Genomic DNA, 24,476 nt, shown 5'->3' with positions numbered 1-24,476 from the left:
CGGTGTTGTTACCCGTGTCGCAGATCACAGACCGGCAGGCATAAGATGCGCAGCAGTCCGGCTTGTGAACTGCCTCACATGCTCCCGCCCCATCTCCGGGGCGATCTTCGCGAGGCGGGACACGCGGCGCCGGCAGCGGTCCAACGGTCAAGGACGACTGGAAGGAGCGAGGAGCGTGAATGCGTACGCGCCCATCCTCGTGCTCGGCGCCCTCGGCGCAGGGTTTGCGATCTTCTCCGTGGTCATGGCCACGCTGATCGGCCCAAAACGGTACAACCGGGCAAAGCTCGAAGCTTATGAGTGCGGCATCGAACCCACCCCGATGCCCGCCGGCGGCGGTCGCTTCCCCATCAAGTACTACCTGACGGCGATGCTCTTCATCGTCTTCGACATCGAAGTTGTCTTCCTCTACCCCTGGGCCGTCACCTTCGACGCCCTGGGGATCTTCGGGCTCGTCGAGATGTTGCTCTTCGTGCTCACCGTCTTCGTCGCCTACGCCTACGTCTGGCGCCGCGGCGGCCTGGAATGGGACTGAGGGGCTGAATACTCCATGGGACTGGAAGAGAAGCTGCCGAGCGGCTTCCTGCTGACCACCGTCGAACAGGCCGCGGGCTGGGTGCGCAAGTCATCCGTCTTCCCGGCCACCTTCGGCCTCGCGTGCTGCGCGATCGAGATGATGACCACCGGAGCGGGCCGCTACGACCTGGCCCGCTTCGGCATGGAGGTCTTCCGCGGCTCCCCGCGGCAGGCGGACCTGATGATCGTGGCCGGGCGGGTCAGCCAGAAGATGGCGCCGGTGCTGCGGCAGGTGTACGACCAGATGCCCGCTCCCAAGTGGGTCATCTCCATGGGCGTTTGCGCCTCTTCGGGCGGAATGTTCAACAACTACGCGATCGTCCAGGGCGTCGACCACATCGTTCCGGTGGACATCTACCTCCCCGGCTGCCCGCCCCGCCCCGAGATGCTGCTGGACGCGATCCTCAAGCTCCACCAGAAGATCCAGGGCGGCAAGCTCGGCGTGAACCGGGAAGAGGCGGCGCGCGAGGCGGAGGAGGCGGCCCTCAAGGCCCTCCCCACCATCGAGATGAAGGGGCTCCTTCGGTGAGCGACGACCCCGCCGTCGAGAACGGCAATAACGTCCCTGCTCCGCGCGGCCGGGAGACCTCTGCGGGCCCCGAGGTGATCGGCGTCCGCAAGGGCATGTTCGGCGCCGCGAACGGCGGCGACACCAGCGGCTACGGCGGCCTGGTCCGCACCGTCGCCCTGCCCGGCGAGAGCGCCCGCCCCTACGGCTCGTACTTCGACGAGGTCGTCGACGAGCTCGAAGGCGCCCTGGAGGAGCAGGACCTGGTGCCCGCCAACGTGATCGAGAAGGTCGTCGTCGACCGGGCGGAGCTGACGCTCCACATCGCGCGCGAGCACCTGCTGCGGGTGGCCTCCACCCTGCGTGACGACCCGGCCCTGCGCTTCGAGCTCTGCACCGGTGTCAGCGGAGTGCACTTCCCCGGCGACAAGGGCCGTGAACTGCACGCCGTCTACCACCTGCGCTCGCTCACCCACGGCCGGATCCTGCGACTGGAGGTGTCCGCCCCGGACGCCGACCCGCACGTCCCCTCGATCGTCTCGGTCTACCCGACGAACGACTGGCACGAGCGCGAGGCGTACGACTTCTTCGGGCTGGTCTTCGACGGCCACCCGGCCCTCACCCGGATCATGATGCCGGACGACTGGCAGGGCTTCCCCCAGCGCAAGGACTACCCGCTCGGCGGCATCGCCATCGAGTACAAGGGCGCCCAGATCCCGGCTCCCGACCAGCGGAGGTCGTACAGCTGATGTCCACGAACCACGCCTCCTCCCGGGAGACCACGGAAGGCACCGTCTACACCGTCACGGGCGGCGACTGGGACGAGGTCGTCCAGTCGGCGGCCCGCGCGGACGACGAGCGGATCGTCGTCAACATGGGTCCCCAGCACCCGTCCACCCACGGCGTGCTCCGCCTGATCCTGGAGATCGACGGCGAGACCGTCACCGAGGCCCGCTGCGGCATCGGCTACCTCCACACCGGCATCGAGAAGAACCTCGAATTCCGGAACTGGACGCAGGGCACCACCTTCGTGACGCGCATGGACTACCTGACGCCGTTCTTCAACGAGACGGCCTACTGCCTCGGCGTCGAGAAGCTGCTCGGGATCACCGAGCAGATCCCCGACCGCGCGACCGTCATCCGGGTCCTGCTCATGGAGCTCAACCGGCTCTCCTCCCACCTGGTGTGCATCGCCACCGGCGGCATGGAGCTGGGCGCGACCACGATCATGATCTACGGGTTCCGGGACCGCGAGCTGATCCTCGACGTCTTCGAGCTGATCACCGGCCTGCGCATGAACCACGCGTTCGTCCGCCCCGGCGGCCTCGCCCAGGACCTGCCCCCGGGCGCCGTCGACCAGCTGCGCGACTTCGTGAAGACCATGAAGAAGAACCTGCCGGAATACGACAAGCTCGCCACCGGCAACCCCATCTTCAAGGCCCGCATGCAGGACGTCGGCTACCTCGACCTCACCGGCTGCATGGCGCTCGGCGCCACCGGCCCCGTGCTGCGCTCGGCCGGACTGCCGCACGACCTGCGCCGGTCCGATCCGTACTGCGGCTACGAGAACTACGAGTTCGACGTGCCGACCACCGAGAGCTGCGACTCCTACGGGCGGTTCCTGATCCGCCTGGAGGAGATGCGCCAGTCGCTGCGGATCGTCGAGCAGTGCCTGGACCGCCTGGAGCCCGGCCCGGTCATGGTCGCCGACAAGAAGATCGCCTGGCCCGCCCAGCTCGCGATGGGCCCCGACGGCCTCGGCAACTCGCTCGACCACATCAAGAACATCATGGGCACCTCCATGGAGGCCCTCATCCACCACTTCAAGCTGGTGACCGAGGGCTTCCGCGTCCCCGCCGGACAGGCCTACGCGGCCGTCGAATCCCCCAAGGGCGAGCTCGGCGTCCACGTCGTCTCCGACGGCGGCACGCGCCCCTACCGGGTCCACTTCCGCGACCCGTCCTTCACCAACCTGCAGGCCATGGCAGCGATGTGCGAGGGCGGCCAGGTCGCCGACGTCATCGTCGCCGTCGCCTCCATCGACCCCGTGATGGGAGGCGTCGACCGATGACAGCCCGTCGTGAAACGCAAGGCATCCAGCTGGGGATGCCCCAGCTCCCCGCCCCCGACTTCCCGGCCGACGTGCGCGCCCGGCTCGAAGCGGACGCGAAGGAGGTCATCGCCCGCTACCCCGACAGCCGCTCCGCGCTGCTGCCCCTGCTGCACCTCACGCAGTCCGAGGAGGGGTACGTCTCCCGCACCGGCATCCGCTTCTGCGCCGAGGTGCTGGGCCTGACCACCGCCGAGGTCACCGCGGTCTCCACCTTCTACACGATGTACCGGCGCGGCCCCTCCGGGGACTACCAGGTCGGCGTCTGTACGAACACCCTGTGCGCCGTCATGGGCGGCGACGCCATCTTCGACGAGCTCAAGGAGCACCTCGGCGTCGGCAACAACGGGACCACCCCCGACGGGAAGGTCACGCTGGAGCACATCGAGTGCAACGCGGCCTGCGACTACGCCCCCGTGGTGATGGTCAACTGGGAGTTCTTCGACAACCAGACCCCCGACTCCGCCAAGGCCATGGTCGACGACCTGCGCGCCGGGCGGCCGGTCGAACCGACCCGGGGCGCGCCGCTGTGCACGTACAAGGAGACGGCCCGGATCCTGGCCGGGTTCCCCGACGAGCGCGAGGGCGCGGTCGAGGCGAGCGGCGGAGCGGGCCCCGCTTCACTGATCGGCCTGCGGATCGCACGCGGCGAGACCCCGCACGCCTCGATCGTGCACCCGCGGGGCGAGACCCGCGGCGACACCGGCACCGAGGGAGGGGAGTGATGTCCGTGTCCACCGAACTGAGCAAGAACGGGACGAGCCCGGAGAAGCTCCTCGCCCCCGTCCTGTCGGCGTTCTGGGACGATCCGCAGTCGTGGACGCTGGAGACCTACCGGCGCCACGAGGGCTACGAGGGACTGCGCAAGGCCCTCGCCATGACCCCCGACGACCTCATCGCCTACGTGAAGGACTCGGGCCTGCGCGGACGCGGCGGCGCGGGCTTCCCCACCGGCATGAAGTGGCAGTTCATCCCGCAGGGCGACGGCAAGCCGCACTACCTCGTGGTGAACGCGGACGAGTCGGAGCCGGGCACCTGCAAGGACATCCCGCTCCTCTTCGCCAACCCGCACTCCCTCATCGAGGGAATGATCATCGCCTGCTACGCGATCCGCTCGCAGCACGCCTTCATCTACCTGCGCGGTGAGACCGTGCCGGTCCTGCGACGCCTGCACGAGGCCGTGCGCGAGGCGTACGAGGCCGGATACCTCGGCAAGGACGTCCTCGGGAGCGGGCTCGACCTCGACATCACGGTGCACGCGGGCGCGGGCGCCTACATCTGCGGCGAGGAGACGGCGCTGCTCGACTCCCTCGAAGGCCGGCGCGGCCAGCCCCGGCTGCGCCCCCCGTTCCCTGCCGTCGAGGGGCTCTACGCCTGCCCCACCGTCGTGAACAACGTCGAGTCCATCGCCTCGGTTCCCGCGATCCTGAACAAGGGCAAGGACTGGTTCAAGTCGATGGGGACCGAGAAGTCCCCCGGCTTCACCCTGTACTCGCTGTCCGGGCACGTCAGCGGCCCCGGCCAGTACGAGGCCCCGCTCGGCATCACCCTGCGCCAGCTCCTCGACATGAGCGGCGGGATGCGCCCCGGGCACCGGCTGAAGTTCTGGACCCCGGGCGGCTCCTCCACCCCGATGTTCACCGACGAACACCTCGACGTCCCCCTGGACTACGAGGGCGTCGGCGCGGCCGGTTCGATGCTCGGCACCAAGGCCCTCCAGTGCTTCGACGAGACGACCTGCGTCGTGCGCGCCGTCACCCGCTGGACCGAGTTCTACGCCCACGAGTCCTGCGGCAAGTGCACCCCCTGCCGGGAGGGCACGTACTGGCTCGTCCAGTTGCTGCGCGACATCGAGGCCGGCAAGGGCGTCATGTCCGACCTCGACAAGCTGAACGACATCGCCGACAACATCAACGGCAAGTCGTTCTGCGCGCTCGGCGACGGCGCCGCCAGCCCGATCTTCTCCTCGCTCAAGTACTTCCGTGAGGAGTACGAGCAGCACATCACGGGCAAGGGCTGCCCCTTCGACCCCAGGAAGTCGACCCTCTGGGCTGACACGGAGGTGAACGCGTGACCGTCACCACAAACGCCCCCGCCGGTGGCGGCGAGGTGCACAAGGCCCCCGAGGACACGGTCTCCCTGACCATCGACGGCCTCGAGCTGTCGGTGCCCAAGGGGACCCTCGTCATCCGGGCCGCCGAACAGCTCGGCATCGAGATCCCCCGGTTCTGCGACCACCCGCTCCTCTCCCCGGCCGGCGCCTGCCGCCAGTGCATCGTCGAGGTGGAGGGCCAGCGCAAGCCGATGGCCTCCTGCACCATCACCTGCACCGACGGCATGGTCGTCAAGACGCAGCTGACCTCGCCGGTCGCCGACAAGGCCCAGCGCGGGGTGATGGAGCTGCTGCTCATCAACCACCCGCTGGACTGCCCCGTCTGCGACAAGGGCGGCGAATGCCCCCTGCAGAACCAGGCGATGTCGCACGGCAACTCCGAATCCCGCTTCGAGGGCCACAAGCGGACCTACGAGAAGCCCGTCCCGATCTCCACGCAGGTGCTCCTGGACCGCGAGCGGTGCGTGCTGTGCGCGCGCTGCACCCGCTTCTCCAACGAGATCGCCGGCGACCCGATGATCGAGCTGCTCGAACGCGGCGCGCTCCAGCAGGTCGGCACCGGCGAGGACGACCCCTTCCAGTCGTACTTCTCCGGCAACACCATCCAGATCTGCCCCGTCGGCGCGCTGACCTCGGCCGCCTACCGGTTCCGTTCCCGCCCCTTCGACCTCGTCTCCTCCCCGAGCGTGTGCGAGCACTGCGCGGGCGGCTGCGCGACCCGCACCGACCACCGGCGCGGCAAGGTCCTGCGGCGCCTCGCCGCCGAGGACCCCGAGGTCAACGAGGAGTGGGTCTGCGACAAGGGCCGCTTCGGGTTCCGCTACGCGCAGCGCCCGGACCGGCTCACCACCCCGCTGGTGCGCGGCGCCGACGGCGTCCTCGCCCCGGCGAGCTGGCCCGAGGCACTGGAGGCCGCGGCGAACGGCCTGGCCGCCGCCCGCGGTCGGACCGGCGTGCTGACCGGCGGCCGGCTCACCGTCGAGGACGCCTACGCCTACGCCAAGTTCGCCCGGGTCGTCCTCGACACCAACGACATCGACTTCCGGGCCCGCGTGCACAGCGCCGAGGAGGCCGACTTCCTGGCCGCCTCCGTCGCCGGCACCGGCAAGGACCTCGACGGCACCGGCGTCACCCACACCTCGCTGGAGGCCGCGCCGACGGTGCTGCTCGCCGGCATCGAGGCCGAGGAGGAGGCCCCCGGCGTCTTCCTGCGGCTGCGCAAGGCCCACCGCAAGCACAAGCAGCAGACCTTCGCGCTGGCCCCGTTCGCCAGCCGCGGCCTGGCCAAGGCGGGCGGCATCCTGCTGGCCGCCGCCCCCGGCACCGAACCCGAGTGGCTGGACGCCCTCGCCACCGGCACCGGCCTGGAGGCCGGCGGGGCCGTCGCCGCCGAGGCGCTGCGCCGGCCCGGCGCGGTCATCGTCGTCGGGGAGCGCCTCGCGGGCGTGCCCGGCGCGCTGACCGCCGCCGTACGGGCGGCCGACGCGACCGGCGCCCGCCTGGTGTGGATCCCGCGCCGGGCCGGGGAACGGGCCGCCGTCGAGGCGGGCGCCCTGCCGTCGCTGCTGCCCGGGGGCCGCCCCGCCACCGACCCGAGGGCCCGCGACGAGGTCGCGACCGCCTGGGGGCTGGACGAACTCCCGCACCGCCACGGCCGCGACACCGGTCAGATCGTGGAGGGCGCCGCGACCGGCGAACTGTCCGCGCTGCTCGTCGGGGGCGTCGAGGTCGCCGACCTGCCGGACCCGGCCCGCGCGCGGATCGCCCTCCAGGAGGCCTTCGTCGTCTCCCTGGAACTGCGGCCCGGCGAGGTCACCGACCACGCCGACGTGGTGCTGCCCGTCGCCGCGGTCGCCGAGAAGGCCGGTGCGTTCATCAACTGGGAAGGCCGGGTGCGGCCCTTCGAGGCCGCCCTCAAGCCCGACCAGATGACCCGCCGGCTCGCCCCCGCCGACGCCCGCGTGCTGCACATGCTGGCCGACGCGGCGGACCGGCCGATCGCCCTGCCCGACGTGCACGCCGTACGCCGGGAGCTGGAGCGGCTCGGCCCCTGGGAGGGCGAGCTCGCCGCCGAGCAGTCCACGGACCGGGTGCAGCTGCCGCGGCCCGCCGCCGGGGAGGCGGTCCTCGCCGGCCACCGGCTGCTGCTGGACCTCGGCCGGCTCCAGGAGGGCGACGAGGCCCTCGCCGGAACCCGGCACGAGGCGCCGGCGCGACTGTCGGCCGCCACCGCCGCCGAGACCGGCGTCAAGGACGGCGACGTCCTCGCGGTGACCGGCCCGGCCGGCTCGGTGGAACTCCCGCTGCGGATCACCGAAATGCCCGACCGGGTGGTGTGGCTGCCGCTGAACTCCACCGGTTCCGGCGTGTACTCCGACACCGGAGCCCGCCCCGGCACCCTCGTACGCATCGGACCGGCGGTCCCGACCGCCGCCGCCGGTGACACCACTGCGGAGGTGGGCGCGTGAACGCGGTACCCGGTGACCTCGTACAGCTGGCCGCGGAGGACCTGTCGCTGTTCGGCAGGGACGTCTGGTGGCTCGTCGTCATCAAGGCGGTGTTCTGCTTCGCCTTCCTGATGGTGACCGTGCTGTTCTCCATCGTGTGGGAACGCAAGGTCGTCGCCTGGATGCAGTTGCGCATCGGCCCCAACCGGCACGGACCCTGGGGCATGCTCCAGTCGCTCGCCGACGGCATCAAGCTGATGCTGAAGGAAGACGTCATCGTCAAGCGGGCCGACAAGGTGGTGTACGTCCTGGCCCCGATCATCGCGGCGATCCCGGCCTTCATGGCCATCGCGGTGATCCCCTTCGGCCCGGCGGGCAACGAGGTCTCGATCTTCGGCCAGCGCACCACGATGCAGCTGACTGACCTGCCCATCGCGATGCTGTACATCCTCGCGGTGGCCTCGGTCGGCATCTACGGCATCGTCCTCGCCGGCTGGTCCTCGGGCTCCACCTACCCGCTGCTCGGCGGACTGCGGTCCTGCGCGCAGATGATCTCCTACGAGATCGCGATGGGCGCGGCCTTCGCGTCGGTGTTCCTCTACTCCGGGTCGATGTCGACCTCGGCGATCGTGGAGGCGCAGGCCGACCGCTGGTTCATCATCCTGCTGCCGGTGTCGTTCATCATCTACGTCATCACGATGGTCGGCGAGACGAACCGCGCCCCCTTCGACATGCCGGAGTCCGAGGGCGACCTGGTCGGCGGCTTCAACACCGAGTACTCGTCGATCAAGTTCGCGCTGTTCATGCTGGCCGAGTACGTCAACATGGTCACCGTCTCCGCGGTCTCCGTCACCCTGTTCCTGGGCGGCTGGCGGGCCCCGGCGCCGATCTCCACGTACTGGGAGGCCGCGAACCACGGCTGGTGGCCGATGCTCTGGTTCGTCCTCAAGGTGCAGCTGCTGCTGTTCTTCTTCATCTGGCTGCGCGGCACGCTGCCCCGCGTCCGTTACGACCAGCTGATGAAGCTCGGCTGGAAGGTCCTCATCCCGGTCTCCGTGGTCTGGCTGATGCTGGTCGCGACCGTCCGGGCGCTGCGCAACGAGGCCTACGACTTCAGCGAGATCGTCCTGTACGTCGGCGGGGCCGTCGTCGCGATCCTGCTGCTGTCCTTCGTCGCCGACATGTTCCGGGACAAACGCGAGAAGGCCGCCGTCGCGCAGGCCGACGAGGACGCCGCGGCCGAGCCGTTCGACCCGCTGGCGGGCGGGTTCCCCGTACCGCCCAAGCCTGGCCAGCACCTGGCACCCGTACCGCGCCGACGGTCCCGCAGCGAGCGGGAGCTGATCGTCAGCGGCGCGACGACCACCGACAGCGACCGAGAGGAGGGTGCGGGAAATGTCTGACGAGAAGTGGCAGAACCCGGTGGCCGGCTTCGGCGTGACCTTCAAGGCCATGTTCAAGAAGCGCCTCACCGAGCAGTACCCGGAGCAGCAGAAGACCACCGCTCCACGCTTCCACGGACGGCACCAGCTCAACCGCCACCCCGACGGTCTGGAGAAGTGCATCGGGTGCGAGCTGTGCGCCTGGGCCTGTCCCGCCGACGCCATCTACGTGGAGGGCGCGGACAACTCCGAGGAGGAGCGCTACTCCCCGGGCGAGCGGTACGGCCGCGTCTACCAGATCAACTACGCCCGCTGCATCCTGTGCGGGCTGTGCGTCGAGGCGTGCCCGACCCGGGCGCTGACCATGACGAACGAGTTCGAACTGGCGGACTCCAGCCGTGAGTCGCTGATCTACACCAAGGAACAGCTCCTCGCCGGCCTGACCGAGAACATGGTCGAGGCCCCGCACTCGGTGTTCCCCGGGACCGACGAGCAGGACTACTACCGGGGGCTGGTGACGGGGGCCGCCCCGGGCACGGTCCGGCAGACGGCCGTCTCCAAGGGCGAGGTCGCCGAACCCGCCGAGGGGGTGGAGGCATGAGCGCCGCCCTGGACGCGGCGAACCTCGCCGCCGGCTCGCTGACCTCCACGGGTGAGGCGGTCCAGTTCTGGATCCTCGGCACCGTCGCCGTCATCGGCGCGCTCGCCACGATCCTCATGAAGAAGGCCGTGCACAGCGCGCTCAGCCTCGCCGGGACGATGATCATCCTCGCGGTCTTCTACCTCGCCAACGGGGCGTACTTCCTGGGCGTCGTCCAGGTCATCGTCTACACCGGCGCCATCATGATGCTGTTCCTCTTCGTGGTCATGCTCGTCGGCGTCACCGCCGCCGACTCCCTGAAGGAGACCATCAAGGGTCAGCGCTGGCTCGCCGCCCTGTGCGGACTCGGCTTCGGCATCCTGCTGATCGCCGGCATCGGCCAGGCCGGACTCAGCCACTTCAACGGGCTCGGCCGGATCAACTCCGGCGGCCACGTCGAGGGCCTGGCCACGCTGATCTTCACCAAGTACGTCTTCGCCTTCGAGCTCACCGGCGCCCTGCTGATCACCGCGACCGTCGGCGCGATGGTGCTCACCCACCGCGAGCGCACCGAGCGGGCCGCCACGCAGCGCGAGCTCGCCGAGAAGCGCGTGCGCGACGGAGTGCAGCTCCCGCCGCTGCCGGCGCCCGGTGTCTACGCCCGGCACAACGCCGTGGACGTGGCCGGTCTGCTGCCGGACGGCACCCCGTCCGAGCTGACCGTCAACAAGACGCTCCGGGCCCGCGGCCAGATCCGCGACGTGTCCAGCGAGGCGCTGAACGACCTGAAGGCGCTGGAGCAGGCGTCGGCGGACCGCCTCGGCCGTGAGGAGGCATCGAAGTGAATCCGGTCAACTACCTGTACCTGGCCGCCCTGCTGTTCACCATCGGGGCGACCGGGGTCCTCATCCGGAAGAACGCGATCGTGCTGTTCATGTGCGTCGAGCTGATGCTCAACGCCTGCAACCTCGCGTTCGTGGCCTTCTCCCGGATGCACGGCAACCTCGACGGCCAGATCATCGCCTTCTTCACGATGGTCGTCGCCGCCGCGGAGGTCGTGGTGGGCCTCGCGATCATCGTGTCGTTGTTCCGTACCCGCCACTCGGCCTCGGTCGACGACGCCAGCCTGATGAAGCTGTAAGGGGCGTTCACACAGTGGAGAATCTGATTGCGCTGCTGGTGGCGGCGCCCCTGCTCGGGGCGGCGGTGCTGCTCTGCGGCGGTCGCCGGCTCGACAAGGTCGGTCACTGGCTCGGTACCCTGCTCGCCGCCGTCTCCTTCGGCATCGGCGTCGCCCTCTTCGCCGACATGCTGGGGCGGAGCGCCGACGACCGCACCCTGCACCAGAGGCTGTTCAGCTGGATCCCGGTGGAGGGCTTCCAGGCGGACATCGCCTTCCAGCTGGACCAGCTGTCGATGACCTTCGTCCTGCTGATCTCCGGGGTGGGCACGCTCATCCACGTGTACTCGATCGGGTACATGGAGCACGACGAGCGCCGCCGCCGCTTCTTCGGCTACCTCAACCTGTTCGTCGCGGCCATGCTGCTGCTGGTCATCGCCGACAACTACCTGCTGCTGTACTTCGGCTGGGAGGGCGTGGGCCTCGCCTCCTACCTCCTGATCGGCTTCTGGCAGCACAAGCCCAGCGCGGCCACCGCCGCGAAGAAGGCCTTCCTCGTCAACCGCGTCGGCGACATCGGCCTGTCGATCGCGATCATGCTGATGTTCACCACCTTCGGGACGTTCGCCTTCGGACCGGTCCTCGGATCCGTCGGCGAGACTTCCGAGGGCACGCTCACCGCGATCGGCCTGATGCTGTTGCTCGCCGCCTGCGGCAAGTCGGCCCAGGTGCCGCTCCAGTCCTGGCTCGGTGACGCGATGGAGGGCCCGACCCCGGTCTCGGCCCTCATCCACGCGGCCACCATGGTCACCGCGGGCGTCTACCTGATCGTCCGCTCCGGGGCCATCTTCAACGGGGCGCCGGACGCACAGCTCGTCGTCACCGTCGTCGGCGCGGTCACGCTGCTCTTCGGTGCGATCGTCGGTTGCGCGAAGGACGACATCAAGAAGGCCCTCGCGGGCTCGACGATGTCGCAGATCGGCTACATGATCCTCGCCGCGGGCCTCGGCCCCATCGGCTACGTCTTCGCGATCATGCACCTGGTGACGCACGGCTTCTTCAAGGCGGGCCTCTTCCTCGGAGCCGGTTCCGTGATGCACGGGATGAACGACGAGGTCGACATGCGCAAGTACGGCGGCCTGCGGAAGTACATGCCGATCACCTTCGTGACCTTCGGACTCGGCTACCTCGCCATCATCGGCTTCCCGGGGCTGTCGGGCTTCTTCTCCAAGGACATGATCATCGAGGCGGCCTTCGCGAAGGGCGGCACCGAGGGCTGGATCCTCGGTGGCGTGACCCTGCTGGGCGCGGGCATCACCGCCTTCTACATGACCCGCGTCATGCTCCTCACCTTCTTCGGCGAGAAGCGTTGGCAGCCGGACGCGGACGGCCACGCGCCGCACCCGCACGAGTCCCCGAAGTCCATGACCATCCCGATGATCGTGCTCGCCTTCGGCTCGGTCTTCGCCGGTGGGTTCTTCGAGATCGGTGACCGCTTCCTCAACTGGCTGGAGCCCGTCACCGGCTACGAGCACGGCAACCCGCCGGTCAGCGCCCTGACGGTGACGGCCGCCACCATGGTCGTCCTCGTCATCGGCGTCGGCATCGCCTGGGTCATGTACGGCAAGAAGCCCGTCCCGGTCGTCGCCCCGCGCGGCTCGCTCCTCACCCGGGCGGCCCGCCGGGACCTGTTCCAGGACGACTTCAACCACGTCGTCCTCGTCCGCGGCGGCGAGCACCTGACCCGCTCGCTCGTCTACCTCGACCACAGCGTGGTCGACGGAGTGGTCAACGGCACGGCCGCCTCGGTCGGCGGGCTCTCGGGCCGGCTGCGCAAGCTGCAGAACGGCTACGCCCGCAGCTACGCGGTCTCGATGTTCGGGGGCACGGCGATCCTGATCGCCGCGACCCTGCTGATGAGGGCGGTGTGAGATGAATTTCCCGCTTCTGACGGTGACGGCCGCGGTCCCCGCGGTCGGCGCGATCCTGACGGCGGCCGTACCGGCCGCCCGCCGGACCGCCGCCAAGTGGCTCGCGCTGCTCTTCTCGCTGGCGACACTGGCGCTGGCCGTGCTCGTCGCGGTCCGCTTCGACCCGAGCGGTGACCGCTACCAGCTCACCGAATCCCGTTCCTGGATCGCCGACTTCGGCGTCCGCTACGAACTCGGCGTCGACGGCATCGGGGTGGCGCTGATCGCGCTCACCGCGCTGCTCATCCCCTTCGTGATCGCGGCCGGCTGGAACGACGCCGACCCGCTGGAGACCAACTCTTCGCGCTGGCGGCCGACCCAGGGCTTCTTCGCCCTGATCCTCATGGTCGAGGCGATGGTGATCATCTCCTTCGCCGCGACCGACGTCTTCCTCTTCTACATCTTCTTCGAAGCCATGCTCATCCCGATGTACTTCCTCATCGGCGGCTTCGGCGACCGGGCCCACTCCGGGTCCGACGAGAACGCGGCCGCGCAGCGCTCGTACGCGGCGGTCAAGTTCCTCCTCTACAACCTGGCCGGCGGGCTCATCATGCTGGCCGCCGTCATCGGGCTGTACGTGGTCGCCGGGAACTTCTCCCTCCAGGAGATCACCGCCGCCCGCGCCGCGGGCACCCTGGACATGGCGACCAACACCGAACGGCTGCTGTTCCTCGGCTTCTTCTTCGCCTTCGCGGTGAAGGCCCCGCTGTGGCCGCTGCACACCTGGTTGCCCAATGCGATGGGCGAGGCGACCGCCCCGGTCGCCGTCCTGATCACCGCGGTCGTCGACAAGGTCGGCACCTTCGCGATGCTCCGCTTCTGCCTCGGGCTGTTCCCCGACGCCAGCAAGTGGGCCACGCCGGTGATCCTCGTCCTCGCCCTGATCAGCATCGTCTACGGGGCGTTGGTCGCGGTCGGCCAGCGCGACATCAAGCGGCTGGTCGCCTACGCGTCGATCTCCCACTTCGGGTTCATCATCATGGGCATCTTCGCGATGACCTCCCAGGGGCAGTCCGGCGCGACGCTGTACATGGTCAACCACGGCATCTCGACGGCGGCGCTGATGCTGGTCGCCGGCTTCCTGATCTCGCGGCGCGGCTCGCGGCTCATCGCCGACTACGGCGGCGTCCAGAAGGTGGCCCCGGTCCTCGCCGGCACCTTCCTGATCGGCGGACTCGCCACCCTGTCACTGCCGGGCCTCGCACCGTTCGTCAGCGAGTTCCTGGTCCTGGTCGGCACGTTCGCCCGCTACCCGGTCGTCGGCATCATCGCGACCGTCGGCATCGTGCTCGCCGCGCTGTACACGCTGGTGCTGTACCAGCGCACGATGACCGGCCCCGTGAAGGAGGAGGTCCGCACCATGCCGGACCTGCGCCTGCGGGAGGTGCTGGTGGTGGCCCCGCTGATCGCGCTGCTGATCGGCCTGGGCGTCTACCCCAAGCCCCTGACCGAGATCGTCAACCCGGCGGTCGAGCACACCATGTCGGATGTGCGGCAGACCGACCCCCAGCCCGAGGTGGAGGCGGCCAAGTGAGCACGACAGCTACGGGCCTTTGGGCCCTGGCCGCGGAACCGATCGACCGGATCCCGGCCCCGCACATCGAGTACGCGCAGCTCGCGCCCACGCTCATCGTGGTGGGCGCGGCCATCCTCGGCGTCCTCGTCGAGGCGTTCGTCCCCCGCAGGTCCCGCTACTACGTCCAGGTGTTCCTCGCCGTCGCCGCGCTGGCCTCGGCCTTCGCGGCGGTCGTCGGCCTCGCGGCCGGCGGGTACGGGAGCAGCAAGGCGCAGATCGCCGCCATGGGCGCCATCGCGGTGGACGGCCCGGCCCTGTTCCTCCAGGGCACGATCCTGCTCGCCTCGATCGTGGCGATGTTCACCTTCGCCGAGCGGCGCCTGGATCCGGAGGCCCACGGCAACCGGGTGGACTCCTTCGCCGCGCAGGCCGCGTCCGTACCGGGCAGCGACAGCGAGAAGGCCGCCGTCAAGGCCGGGTTCACCACCACCGAGGTGTTCCCGCTGGCCCTGTTCGCGGTCGCCGGCATGCTCATCTTCCCGGCGGCCAACGACCTGCTGACCCTGTTCATCGCGCTGGAGGTCTTCTCCCTCCCGCTGTACCTGCTCTGCGCCGTCGCCCGCCGCCAGCGGCTGATGTCGCAGGAGGCGGCCGTCAAGTACTTCCTGCTCGGCGCCTTCTCCTCGGCGTTCCTGCTGTTCGGCATCGCCCTGCTGTACGGGTACTCCGGCTCCGTCTCGTACGCGGTCATCGCGGACGTGGTGGACGGCACGGTCGCCAGGACCGACCCGGCGCTGGCCGCCACCATGGGCAACGACGCGCTGCTGCTGATCGGCGGCGCGCTGATCCTGATGGGCCTGCTGTTCAAGGTCGGCGCGGTCCCCTTCCACATGTGGACCCCCGACGTCTACCAGGGCGCCCCGACCCCGGTCACCGGCTTCATGGCCGCCGCGACGAAGGTCGCCGCGTTCGGAGCGCTGCTGCGCCTGCTGTACGTGGTCCTGCCGGGCCTGCGCTGGGACTGGCGGCCGGTGATGTGGGGCGTCGCGATCGTCACGATGCTGGCCGGTGCGGTCATCGCCGTGACCCAGACCGACGTGAAGCGGCTCCTGGCGTACTCGTCGATCGCGCACGCGGGGTTCATCCTCGCCGGTGTGATCGCGACGTCGGCGGAGGGCGTCCAGTCCGTCCTCTTCTACCTGGGCGCCTACTCCTTCGTGACGATCGGCGCCTTCGCGGTGGTCACGCTGGTGCGCGACGCGGGCGGCGAGGCCACCCACCTGTCGAAGTGGGCGGGGCTGGGGCGGCGTTCGCCGCTGACGGCGGCCGTGTTCGCGGTGTTCCTGCTGGCCTTCGCGGGCATCCCGCTGACCTCCGGGTTCACCGGCAAGTTCGCGGTGTTCAAGGCGGCGGCCGAGGGTGGTGCCGGGGCGCTCGTCGTGGTCGGCGTCATCTCGTCGGCGATCGCCGCGTTCTTCTACGTCCGGGTGATCGTGCTCATGTTCTTCAGTGAGCCGAAGGCGGACGGCCCGACGGTGGCGGTGCCCTCGCCGCTGACGATGACGACCATCGCGGTCGGCGTCGCGGTCACCCTCGTCCTGGGCCTGGCCCCGCAGTACTTCCTGGACCTGGCGGGGCAGGCGAGCACCTTCGTCCGCTGACCGGTCCGCGACACCACCAGGGCCCGGCTTCCCACGGGGGAGCCGGGCCCTGGTGTCGTACGCGGGGCTATTCGGCCCGCTGTCGCTTCGCCGTGATGGTGGTGAGGTCGAGGTCGACGGGGAAGGGGACGGAGACCTTCAGGCGATCGTGGAAGATCCCGGTGGCGACGTAGCCGCCACTGGCCGGTTCCCGCTCGAAGACGTACACGACGGCGCGGCCGTCCTTGTTCTCGACCCGCCAGTAGTGGGGGATTCCCGCGCGGGCGTACTTGAGCGGCTTGGTCTCGCGGTCGCGGTCGACGGACTCGGGAGAGACGACCTCGATGGCCAACAGGACGGCTTCGGCGGGGAACCGGGTCTGTGCCAGGTCGGTGAGGACGTCCTCGCGGCACACGATGACGTCGGGTTCGGGTCGGTTGCGGCGGTCGATGTCGATGGTGAACTCGCGCAGGACTTCCAGCGCGGTGGGGGCCAGCGCGTCCAGTTGCCGCTCGAAGAAGGTGACCGCCCGCGTGTGGAAGAGGGTCTGCGGACTCACGAAGATCAGGCTCCCGTCGATCAGCTCCGTGTGCGGAGGCAGATTCGGAAGCGTGTCCAGGTCGTCCGCGGTCCAGCCGCCCGGAGGCGGGATCGGCCAGCTGTGTTCCGGGTTCATCAGTGCTCCCATGGGCGGGATCCTCGCAAGCCCGTCCAGCGTATCGCCGGGAACTCGGGAGGAAGCCGCCCCAACGGGTGAGTCATATGCCCAGGGCACATCCGGGAGGGTGCGGTCCCGTCAGTGGTGGCCGTGGGCCGGGGTGGTGGCGGTGCCCGTGGTGGTCTTCTTCGGGCACTTCAGGGCCGTGTTCCAGTTGTGGAAGCGGCCCGCCGGGTTCTCCTTGTACGCCCACATGTGCAGGTCGTAGTGCTTCGGCATGCCCGCCCAGTGGCCCGGCATCGGGCCGTCGAAGGGCAGGCCGAACATCGAGGGCCGGTCGTCGGTGGTCTTCAGGTCCTGGTCCCGGTCGGTGGCCATCCACTCCACGGTCTGGAGCGTGCGGCGGCCGTGCCGGTCCTTCTCGGTGCTGTACAGGAGCGCGGTGGGCTTCGCGGGGTCCGTCGAACCCCAGTTGGCCTGCTTGACGTAGTGGTAGCCCATGGCGCCCGCGCCGAACGGATTGTTCATGCAGGCCTCGCCGTGCGGCACGTACCCGTCCTTGAGGGCCTGCCGCTCGTCCACGTACTTGGCGGTCACCGCGATGGCCGTCGCCATGTCGCGCATCGCCTTCCTGTTGCGGGGGTCGGGCGCCGGACCTTCCACGGCCGAGGCGGCCGGGGCGAGGGCGAGCGCCACGGCCGCGGCGGCGGCGAGGGCCAGGGTACGGGTGGACACGAGCATGGGCAGGGCCTCCTGCGCTGCGGGGACTTCGGCCTGTCCGAGCAGCATGTGCGGGCCCCGGGCCGGCCCGCCACGCGGACGGGCCGGACGGATGAGCTAAAGGGCCCGCCCGGCGTACGCGCGGACGTCCGCGTCCGCGTCACCGGTCGCCCCGGCGAGCGCCGTACGGGCCGGCGCCGCGTCCCGGTGTCGCAGCAGCGCGAGCACCGCCGCCTTGCGGACGTCGGCGTTCACGTCGGCGGCGAGCGCCTTCGCCAGGGCCGGGACGGCCTCCTCGGCCGGCGCCGACCCGAGGGCCGCCGCCGCCCCCGCCCGGACCTGCCAGGCCGGATCGGCCAGCGCGGCCACCGCCCGCGCCGCGTACCCGGCCGGGCAGCCCGTCCGGGCGAGGGCGGCCAGCGCGGCGCCCCGGACCAGCGGATCGGCGTCGTCCAGCAGCGGGCCCAACGGCTCCGGGGCCGGGGTGTGCACCGCGGCGAGCCCCTTCGCCACCGCCACCCGTACCTCGCGCGCCGGATCGGCGGCGGCTGCCGCCAGGGCCGGTACCGCGTCGACGGAGACCAGGGCCCGCACGGCGTGGATCCGGACCTCGATGTCGGTGTCGGCGAGCGAGGCGGCGTACAGCACGGCGTCGCCGAGCCGCAGGGCGCGCAGCGCCTCCAGGGCCGCCGCGCGGACGGCCGGGTCGGCGACCGCGAGGGCCGCCCGCAGGCCGGCCGCCAACTCCGGCTCGGCGGGCAGCACTTCGAGGAGCTCCCGCAGCGCCGCCGCGGCCACCGCGCGTACCTGCCCGGCCGGGTCGGCGAGTCGCGCCGCGAGGGCCGGGCCGGCCCCGGCCGGCAGGGTCTCGCCGAGGGTGGCCACGGCCGCCGCCCGCAGCGCCGGGTCCGGATCGGTCAGGTAGGGCAGGAGCGCGTCCAGGTCCGGCTCCTCCTCGGCCAGCCCGACCAGCCGCAGCAACCGCTCACCGGGAGCGGGGGCGGCAGCGGTGCCGGTCGCGGCGGGAGTCACGGCGCCGGGCCCGGCGGCCCCGGCGGCCGACGGGGCCGCGCTGCGTTCGCCGGCCGTGGCCACCGGGACGAGGGCGACCTCGCCCAGCTCGCGCGACGGCCCCGGCGACGGTTCGAACCCGGGCACGGGCACCACGTACGGCTCGACCGGCCGCGCGGTGAACACCATCGCCCCGGTGGGGGACTTGCGCAGATCCAGGTGGTGCAGCCAGCCGTCGTCGTCGCGCTCGGGGTGGTCCAGGCGCTCGTGGTACAGCCCCCAACGGGACTCCGTGCGCGCCAGCGAGGACCGCGCCGCCATCTCCGCGCAGTCCCGGATGAAGGACACCTCCGCGCACCGCATCAGCTCGTGCGCGGTGGTCGCGCCCATCTCCGCGATCTCGCCGGTCATCCGCTCGAACGCCGCCACCGCCAGCGACAGCTTCGCGCCCGTCTTCGGCGGGGCGACGTAGTCGTTGACGAACCGCCGCAGCTTGTACTCCACCTGCGGCTGCGGCGGCCCCTGCGGATGGCGCAGCGGCCGGTAGATCAGCTCGTGCGCCGCCGCCACCTGATCGGCCGGCAGGTCCCCCTCGTGGGCGGTGTACCGGGCGGCGTCCGCGCCCGCCAGGTCACCGAACACGAACGCGCCGATCATGTAGTTGTGCGGGACGGAGGCCAGGTCGCCCGCCGCGTACAGCCGGGGGACGGTGGTGCGGGCGTGGTCGTCGACGCGCACGCCCGAGGCCGAGTGGCCGCCGCACAGTCCGATCTCCGAGATGTGCATCTCGATGTCGTGCGTGCGGTAGTCGTGGCCGCGCCCCGCGTGGAAGGTGCCGCGGGTGGGCCGTTCCGTCGTGTGCAGGATCGACTCCAGCGAGGCCACCGTCTCCTCGGGGAGGTGGCTGAGCTTGAGGTAGACCGGCCCCCGGTCCGAGGCGAGTTCGGCGGCGAACTCCGACATCATCCGGCCCGACCAGTAGTCGGAGTCGACGAACCGTTCGCCGTGCCGGTTGACCTGGTAGCCGCCGAACGGATTGGCGACGTACGCGCACGCCGGACCGTTGTAGTCCTTGATCAACGGGTTGATCTGGAAGCACTCGATCCCGGTGAGCGCGGCGCCCGCGTGGTAGGCCATCGCGTACCCGTCACCGGCGTTGGTCGGGTTCTCGTACGTCCCGTACAGGTAGCCGGAGGCGGGCAGTCCGAGCCGGCCGCACGGGCCGGTCGCCAGGACCACCGCCCCGGCGCGGACCGTCACGAAGGCGCCCGTACGGGTGTTGAACGCGGCGGCCCCGATCGCGCGGCCGTCCTCGGGCGAGGTCAGGACGCGCACCGGCATCACCCGGTTCTCGATGCGGATGCGCTCGCGCATCTCGCGGCGCCGCAGCTGCCGGTACAGGACCTTCTTGACGTCCTTGCCCTCGGGCATCGGCAGCACGTACGAGCCGGAGCGGTGCACCTGGCGCACCGCGTACTCGCCGTGCTCGTCCTTCTCGAACTTCACCCCGTACGACTCCAGGCGCCGCACCATGTCGAAGCCGCGGGTCGCGGTCTGCCGGACGGTGGACTGGTCGACGATGCCGTCGTTGGCGCGTGTGATCTCGGCGACGTAATCGTCCGGTTCGGCGCGGCCGGGGATGACGGCGTTGTTGACGCCGTCCATGCCCATGGCGAGGGCGCCGGAGTGGCGCACGTGCGCCTTCTCCAGGAGCAGGACCCGTGCCCCGCGCTCGGCGGCGGTCAGGGCCGCCATCGTGCCGGCGGTGCCGCCGCCGATGACGAGGACGTCGCAGGAGAGTTCCTCGGCGTCGCCGATCGCGGGGATGTCCACGGTGCTGCCTTTCGGGGTGGGGGGCGTGACGGGCCGTGCGGGTCAGAGGGAGTCGAGGATCCGGCGGCGCAGGGCCGGGTCCGCGGCCGTACGGGTGCGGGGGCGCGGGACGTCGAACACGTCGAGGATCCGGCCGGAGCCGAGGAGCGCGACGCGATCACCGAGGTGCAGGGCCTCGTCCACGTCGTGGGTGACGAACACGACGGTCGCCCCGGTGCCGGAGAGGACGCCGATCAGGAGGTCCTGCATCTCGGCGCGGGTCTGGGCGTCGAGCGCGCCGAACGGTTCGTCCATCAGGACGGCGCGGGGGCGAGCGGCGAGGGCGCGGGCCAACTGCACGCGTTGGCGCTGGCCGCCCGAGAGCTGGTGCGGGAGCTTGTGCGCGTGCTCGGCGAGGCCGACGCGGTCCAGCCAGGCCGTGGCCGTGGCCCGGCGTTCGGCCCGCCGCGCCAGGAAGGACCCGGCGGGCGGGCGCCCGATGCGGCGCCCGCTCCCGGTCCCACGATCGTCGGCGTCGTCGGCGTCGTCGGAACCGCGGATCGCCAGCGGGAGCTCGACGTTGGCCCGTACCGTCCGCCAGGGCAGCAGGGCGTCGTCCTGGAACACCAGCGCCCGGTCGGCGTCCGGCCCGGTCACGGCCCGTCCGTCCTGCTCGACGCTCCCGCCCAGCGGCGGCAGCAACCCGGCCAGGGCCCGCAGCAGCGTCGACTTCCCGCACCCGGAGGGCCCCACGACGGCCAGCACCTCCCCGGCCGCGACCGTGAGTTCGACCCCGTCGAGGACGGGGCTCCCGGCATGCCCGAGCCGTACGGAGCGCAGCGCGAGCGCGGCCCCGGGTGCCGGGCGGGCGACGGGCCCGGCGCCGGTGTGGATGTCGGTGTCGGTCGGGCTCACGGGGCGTCCTCTCGGTCGGGGGAGCTCAGGACCCCGGCGGCGGGCGGGGGCGGGGCCGGTCGGCCGTTCGCCCCGATCGGCCCCTTGCGGCGGGCCGGGCGGGGGAGGGGCGCGGACCCCGGGGCGGTGTCGCGTGCCGGGAGCCAGCGGGTCAGGCGGCGGCCGGCCCGCTCCACGGCCGTGGAGGTCAGCCAGCCCAGCGCGCCGATGGTCACCATGCCGACGAAGACCCCGGGGTAGTCGACCACCGTGTAGTCCTGCCAGGTCCGGTACCCGACCCCGTACTCACCGGAGATCATCTCGGCGGAGATCACGCAGATCCAGGACACTCCGATGCCCACCGACAGCCCGCCGAACACGCCCGGCAGGGCCCCCGGCAGCACCACCGAGAACAGCACCCGCCGCCGGCCGGCGCCCATCGTCAGGACGGCCTCCTCCCACACCGGGGACAGGGCCGCCACCGCGTGCCGGGTCGAGACCAGCACCGGGAAGAACGCCGCCGTGCAGGTGATGAACACGATGCCCTGCTCGTTGGACGGGAACAGCAGGATCGCGACGGGAACCAGCGCGATCGCCGGCACCGGCCGCAGCACCTCCACCAGCGGCCCCAACACGTCGGCCGCGATCCGCGACCGGGCGATGGCCGTGCCCGCCGCCACGCCCAGGACGGCGGCCAGCGCGAAGCCCGTCACGATCCGGCTCAGGCTGGCCCCCAGGTCCTCCCAGTACGGGCCGGCCGTAGCCCTTTCGGCGAGCTTCCGCGCCACCTCGACGGCCGTCGGGAACTGCTCGAAACGCAGCCACAGGTTCACGTCCAGCGAGGTCAGCACCTGCCACAGGAGCAGCGCCGCCCCCAGCGAGGCCACGCGCAGCGCCCGGCGGCCGGCGGTCACGGGGCGAGTCCGATGGCCTCGGCGTAGCCGACCGTCCGCGCTCCGGAGTCCCGGTGCGCCTCGACGTACTTCTTCGCGCCCGCCGCCGTGACGAAAGCGCGCAGCTCGGCGCCCTCGGCGACCCACACCGCCTTGTCGGCGAACCACAGGGTGCCGGTCACCGCGTCCGGTACGTACGCCGCGCGGACGTCGGCCCCGCGGGCCGCCCTGAGGAGCTCGCGCGGGGAGTCGTAGGTCCGGGTCTGCGTCTGCCCCTTGAGCCACAGTTCGCTGCGCGCGGGGGCCGCGACCGGCAGGGTCCGGCCGGCGGCGACGCGGCGCAGCGGCTCCGGGTCGACGAAGGCGTCCACGTCGACGTCGGGGACGAGCGCGGCGTCCTTCAGCACGGGCACGTCCTGCTTGAGCGCCGCGATCAGCTCCGGGCGCAGCTCCGGGTCGAAGGTCGCGATGCCGTTCGCGCCGTTGTAGAGGTAGACCACCTCCGCGGGCAGCCCGGTCTCCTTCGCCACCGATTCGGCGGCGGCCACGGGGTGGGCGCGCAGGTGGTCGGTGGCCTTGATCTGGGCGCGCAGGAAGTCGTCGAGGATCCCGGGACGCTTCTCGGCGAACTCCTGCCGGACGGTGACCCCGTGGAAGGTCGGCAGGTTCAGTTCGGCGCCGTCGTACAGGGCCTTCGCCTTGCCCTCGTGGGCGAGCTGGCCCGGCCAGGCCACGAACTGGGAGAGGGCGTCGACACTGCCCGCCTGGAGGGCGGAAGCACCCACGCTGGGCTGCTGGTTGAGCTTCTGGATGCCCTTGGCCGGGTCGATGCCGGCCCGCTGGAGGGCCCGTACGAGGGTGCCGTCGGCGGCGGAGCCGACGCTGGTGGAGACCTTCTTGCCGCGCAGGTCGGCCAGGGATTCGAGGGTCGAACCGGGGGAGGTGACGACGGTGTTGAGTCCGCCGCGCAGGTTGTAGCCGGTCACCGAGACGAGCCGGGTGGGCTGCTTCAGTTCCTTGCCGCGGGCCGCGTTGATGAGGAGCGGGAAGTCGCCCATGGAGCCGATGTCGATCTTCCCGGCGGTCATCTGGGCGGTGATGGGAGCACCGGTGGCGTAGTCCTGCCAGTCCACCTCGTAGGTGATCCCGTCCCTCTTGCCGCGGGCCGCGAGCTCCGCCTCGAAGTAGCCGAGGGAGCGCAGCAGGGTGCCCGCGGTGACGGTGTTGATGGTCTTGGACTGGTAGCCGACGGTCACGGTGACGGTCTTCGGGGCGTCCGCCCCCGAGGCGTCGCCGCAGCCGCCGGCGAGCGGGACGAGGAGCAGGGCGAGCGCGGGCGCGAGGGCCTTCGCGGGCGGGGTGCGCATGGGGGCGGGACCTTTCACCGGAGCAGGTAGGGCATGTTGACGGTGACCGCGCCGGTGGGGCAGCGGGCGGCGCACGGGCCGCAGTACCAGCACTCGTCGACGTGCATGTACGCCTTGCCGTTGTCCTCGCGGATGGCGAGCGAGTCGAGGGGACACATGTCGACGCACAGGGTGCAGCCGTCGATGCACAGGGACTCGTCGATGGTCACGGGCACGTCGCCGCGCTGGGGGACCAGAGGCATGGCTGTCTCCAGGAAAGGGGTGGGAGGGGGCTCTTGGCCGCGCAGGGCCGCGGAGTCCTGCGCGGGGAGTGGCTACAGCGAGCGGTGCAGGAGGCCGCTCATGGTGATGCGGTCGCCGCGGAAGCGGATGAACTCCAGGTCCACGGGACGCCCGTCGGCGAGGTGCGTGAGTCGCTCCAGCATCAGGACGGCGGCCCCGCGCGGGGCCTGGAGCACGGCGGCGGAGTGCGCGTCGGCGTTGACGGACTCCAGGGTGATCTCGGCGTGGCCGAGCGGCTGCCCGGTGAGCCGTTCCAGCAGCCGGAACACGTCGGTGTGCTCCAGGTCGCAGTCGAGGAGTGCGGCGCCGATGTCGAGGGGGACGTACGTGAGGTCGAGGGACAGCGGCAGGCCGTTCAGTCGGCGCAGCCGCTCGATGTAGAGCACTTCGGCGTGCTCGGGCAGGCCGAGCCGCCCGGCGACGGGGGTCGGCGCGCGGACGGGGCCCGCACTACGGACTTCGTTGGTGACCTCGCCGTGCTCGTGCAGGGTTTCGGCCAGGCCCTGGAGGCGGTCCAGGCCGTGCGGGTACTTCTCGCCGACGACGAGGGTGCCGACCCCCGGCCGGCGTTCGACGAGCTGTTCGCCGCGCAGCAGGTCGAGGGCCTGACGGACGGTGTTGCGGCCCGCGCCGTACTCGGCGGCGAGGACGTCCTCCAGGGGGAGGACGCCGCCCGGGTAGCCGCCGGTCAGGATCTGGCGGCGGAGCAGGTCGGCGAGCTGTCGCGCCTGGTCCGCGCGCAGCCGCCGGCGGCGCGCGGCGGCGACCGGGACGGTGTGCTCACGGGTGCGTTCGGCTGGCATGGCAGGGAACGTACCGGCGGTGCGGCGGAGATGGTGTTGCGGCGGTGTTGCGCCACCCGGCGCCCCGCGTGCGG

At 71.3% G+C, this 24,476-nt stretch carries 22 protein-coding genes; 14 read left to right on the top strand and 8 right to left on the bottom strand.

Annotated elements, in window-relative coordinates; translation table 11 throughout:
- Positions 1-175: 175 nt before the first annotated feature.
- Genes ACFY0I_RS16275 through nuoN form a run of 14 tightly spaced genes read left to right on the top strand, consistent with a single transcriptional unit; the run spans position 176 to position 15,983 of the window.
- Positions 176-535 carry an NADH-quinone oxidoreductase subunit A gene (locus ACFY0I_RS16275; protein WP_030773548.1) on the top strand — a complete coding sequence of 120 codons (360 nt, stop codon included), beginning with the start codon at positions 176-178 and terminating at the stop codon, positions 533-535.
- 15 nt (positions 536-550) lie between these two features.
- Positions 551-1,105, top strand: a complete 555-nt coding sequence (locus ACFY0I_RS16270; RefSeq protein ID WP_266381642.1) for an NADH-quinone oxidoreductase subunit B family protein — start codon at positions 551-553, stop codon at positions 1,103-1,105.
- Positions 1,102-1,833 (top strand): NADH-quinone oxidoreductase subunit C, encoded by a 732-nt coding sequence (locus tag ACFY0I_RS16265; RefSeq protein ID WP_388895469.1) that lies wholly within the window; start codon positions 1,102-1,104, stop codon positions 1,831-1,833. Before ACFY0I_RS16270 ends, ACFY0I_RS16265 begins: the two co-directional genes overlap by 4 nt.
- Positions 1,833-3,155, top strand: coding sequence for an NADH-quinone oxidoreductase subunit D (locus ACFY0I_RS16260; protein WP_388895466.1), 1,323 nt, complete (start codon positions 1,833-1,835; stop codon positions 3,153-3,155). Before ACFY0I_RS16265 ends, ACFY0I_RS16260 begins: the two co-directional genes overlap by 1 nt.
- Positions 3,152-3,919 (top strand): NADH-quinone oxidoreductase subunit NuoE, encoded by a 768-nt coding sequence (gene nuoE / locus ACFY0I_RS16255; protein WP_388895464.1) that lies wholly within the window; start codon positions 3,152-3,154, stop codon positions 3,917-3,919. Before ACFY0I_RS16260 ends, nuoE begins: the two co-directional genes overlap by 4 nt.
- Positions 3,919-5,268 carry an NADH-quinone oxidoreductase subunit NuoF gene (gene nuoF / locus ACFY0I_RS16250; protein ID WP_388895461.1) on the top strand — a complete coding sequence of 450 codons (1,350 nt, stop codon included), beginning with the start codon at positions 3,919-3,921 and terminating at the stop codon, positions 5,266-5,268. The genes nuoE and nuoF overlap by 1 nt, the downstream gene beginning before the upstream one ends.
- Positions 5,265-7,775 carry an NADH-quinone oxidoreductase subunit G gene (locus tag ACFY0I_RS16245; RefSeq protein ID WP_388895458.1) on the top strand — a complete coding sequence of 837 codons (2,511 nt, stop codon included), beginning with the start codon at positions 5,265-5,267 and terminating at the stop codon, positions 7,773-7,775. Before nuoF ends, ACFY0I_RS16245 begins: the two co-directional genes overlap by 4 nt.
- Positions 7,772-9,157, top strand: coding sequence for an NADH-quinone oxidoreductase subunit NuoH (gene nuoH, locus ACFY0I_RS16240; RefSeq protein ID WP_388895455.1), 1,386 nt, complete (start codon positions 7,772-7,774; stop codon positions 9,155-9,157). The genes ACFY0I_RS16245 and nuoH overlap by 4 nt, the downstream gene beginning before the upstream one ends.
- A complete protein-coding gene (gene nuoI / locus ACFY0I_RS16235; protein ID WP_281205118.1) occupies positions 9,150-9,737 on the top strand; it encodes an NADH-quinone oxidoreductase subunit NuoI in 588 nt (195 codons plus the stop codon). Before nuoH ends, nuoI begins: the two co-directional genes overlap by 8 nt.
- A complete protein-coding gene (locus ACFY0I_RS16230; RefSeq protein ID WP_388895452.1) occupies positions 9,734-10,561 on the top strand; it encodes an NADH-quinone oxidoreductase subunit J in 828 nt (275 codons plus the stop codon). The genes nuoI and ACFY0I_RS16230 overlap by 4 nt, the downstream gene beginning before the upstream one ends.
- Positions 10,558-10,857 (top strand): NADH-quinone oxidoreductase subunit NuoK, encoded by a 300-nt coding sequence (nuoK, locus tag ACFY0I_RS16225; protein ID WP_030653455.1) that lies wholly within the window; start codon positions 10,558-10,560, stop codon positions 10,855-10,857. Before ACFY0I_RS16230 ends, nuoK begins: the two co-directional genes overlap by 4 nt.
- A 14-nt stretch (positions 10,858-10,871) precedes the next feature.
- On the top strand, positions 10,872-12,767 hold the full coding sequence (gene nuoL, locus ACFY0I_RS16220) for an NADH-quinone oxidoreductase subunit L (protein ID WP_388895449.1): 1,896 nt from the start codon (positions 10,872-10,874) through the stop codon (positions 12,765-12,767).
- A gap of 1 nt (position 12,768) precedes the next feature.
- A complete protein-coding gene (locus ACFY0I_RS16215; protein ID WP_388895446.1) occupies positions 12,769-14,340 on the top strand; it encodes an NADH-quinone oxidoreductase subunit M in 1,572 nt (523 codons plus the stop codon).
- Positions 14,337-15,983 carry an NADH-quinone oxidoreductase subunit NuoN gene (gene nuoN / locus ACFY0I_RS16210; protein ID WP_388895443.1) on the top strand — a complete coding sequence of 549 codons (1,647 nt, stop codon included), beginning with the start codon at positions 14,337-14,339 and terminating at the stop codon, positions 15,981-15,983. Before ACFY0I_RS16215 ends, nuoN begins: the two co-directional genes overlap by 4 nt.
- Positions 15,984-16,050: 67 nt before the next feature.
- Here nuoN and ACFY0I_RS16205 read toward each other — a convergent pair whose 3' ends face one another.
- The 8 genes from ACFY0I_RS16205 to ACFY0I_RS16170 all read right to left on the bottom strand — a co-directional run bounded on the left by ACFY0I_RS16205 (position 16,051) and on the right by ACFY0I_RS16170 (position 24,402).
- Complete coding sequence (locus ACFY0I_RS16205) at positions 16,051-16,650, bottom strand: Uma2 family endonuclease (RefSeq protein ID WP_388895441.1); 600 nt, start codon at positions 16,648-16,650, stop codon at positions 16,051-16,053.
- A 108-nt stretch (positions 16,651-16,758) separates the two neighbouring features.
- Positions 16,759-17,409, bottom strand: coding sequence for a hypothetical protein (locus tag ACFY0I_RS16200; RefSeq protein ID WP_388895438.1), 651 nt, complete (start codon positions 17,407-17,409; stop codon positions 16,759-16,761).
- Positions 17,410-17,457: 48 nt separating this feature from the next.
- A complete protein-coding gene (locus tag ACFY0I_RS16195) occupies positions 17,458-20,184 on the bottom strand; it encodes a fumarate reductase/succinate dehydrogenase flavoprotein subunit (RefSeq protein WP_388895436.1) in 2,727 nt (908 codons plus the stop codon).
- A gap of 42 nt (positions 20,185-20,226) precedes the next feature.
- Positions 20,227-21,078 carry an ABC transporter ATP-binding protein gene (locus tag ACFY0I_RS16190; RefSeq protein ID WP_388895433.1) on the bottom strand — a complete coding sequence of 284 codons (852 nt, stop codon included), beginning with the start codon at positions 21,076-21,078 and terminating at the stop codon, positions 20,227-20,229.
- Positions 21,075-21,971, bottom strand: a complete 897-nt coding sequence (locus tag ACFY0I_RS16185) for an ABC transporter permease (RefSeq protein ID WP_388895430.1) — start codon at positions 21,969-21,971, stop codon at positions 21,075-21,077. Before ACFY0I_RS16185 ends, ACFY0I_RS16190 begins: the two co-directional genes overlap by 4 nt.
- Positions 21,968-23,317: an ABC transporter substrate-binding protein gene (locus ACFY0I_RS16180; protein ID WP_388895427.1), complete on the bottom strand. Its 1,350-nt coding sequence runs from the start codon at positions 23,315-23,317 to the stop codon at positions 21,968-21,970. The genes ACFY0I_RS16185 and ACFY0I_RS16180 overlap by 4 nt, the downstream gene beginning before the upstream one ends.
- Positions 23,318-23,331: 14 nt before the next feature.
- Positions 23,332-23,559 carry a ferredoxin family protein gene (locus ACFY0I_RS16175; protein ID WP_030710222.1) on the bottom strand — a complete coding sequence of 76 codons (228 nt, stop codon included), beginning with the start codon at positions 23,557-23,559 and terminating at the stop codon, positions 23,332-23,334.
- 72 nt (positions 23,560-23,631) lie between these two features.
- On the bottom strand, positions 23,632-24,402 hold the full coding sequence (locus ACFY0I_RS16170; protein ID WP_388895424.1) for a GntR family transcriptional regulator: 771 nt from the start codon (positions 24,400-24,402) through the stop codon (positions 23,632-23,634).
- Positions 24,403-24,476: the final 74 nt, after the last annotated feature.

The organism is Streptomyces sp. NPDC001568, from assembly GCF_042893755.1.
Taxonomy (GTDB): Bacteria; Actinomycetota; Actinomycetes; order Streptomycetales; family Streptomycetaceae; genus Streptomyces.
This window is presented reverse-complemented; position numbering and strand designations above follow the sequence as displayed.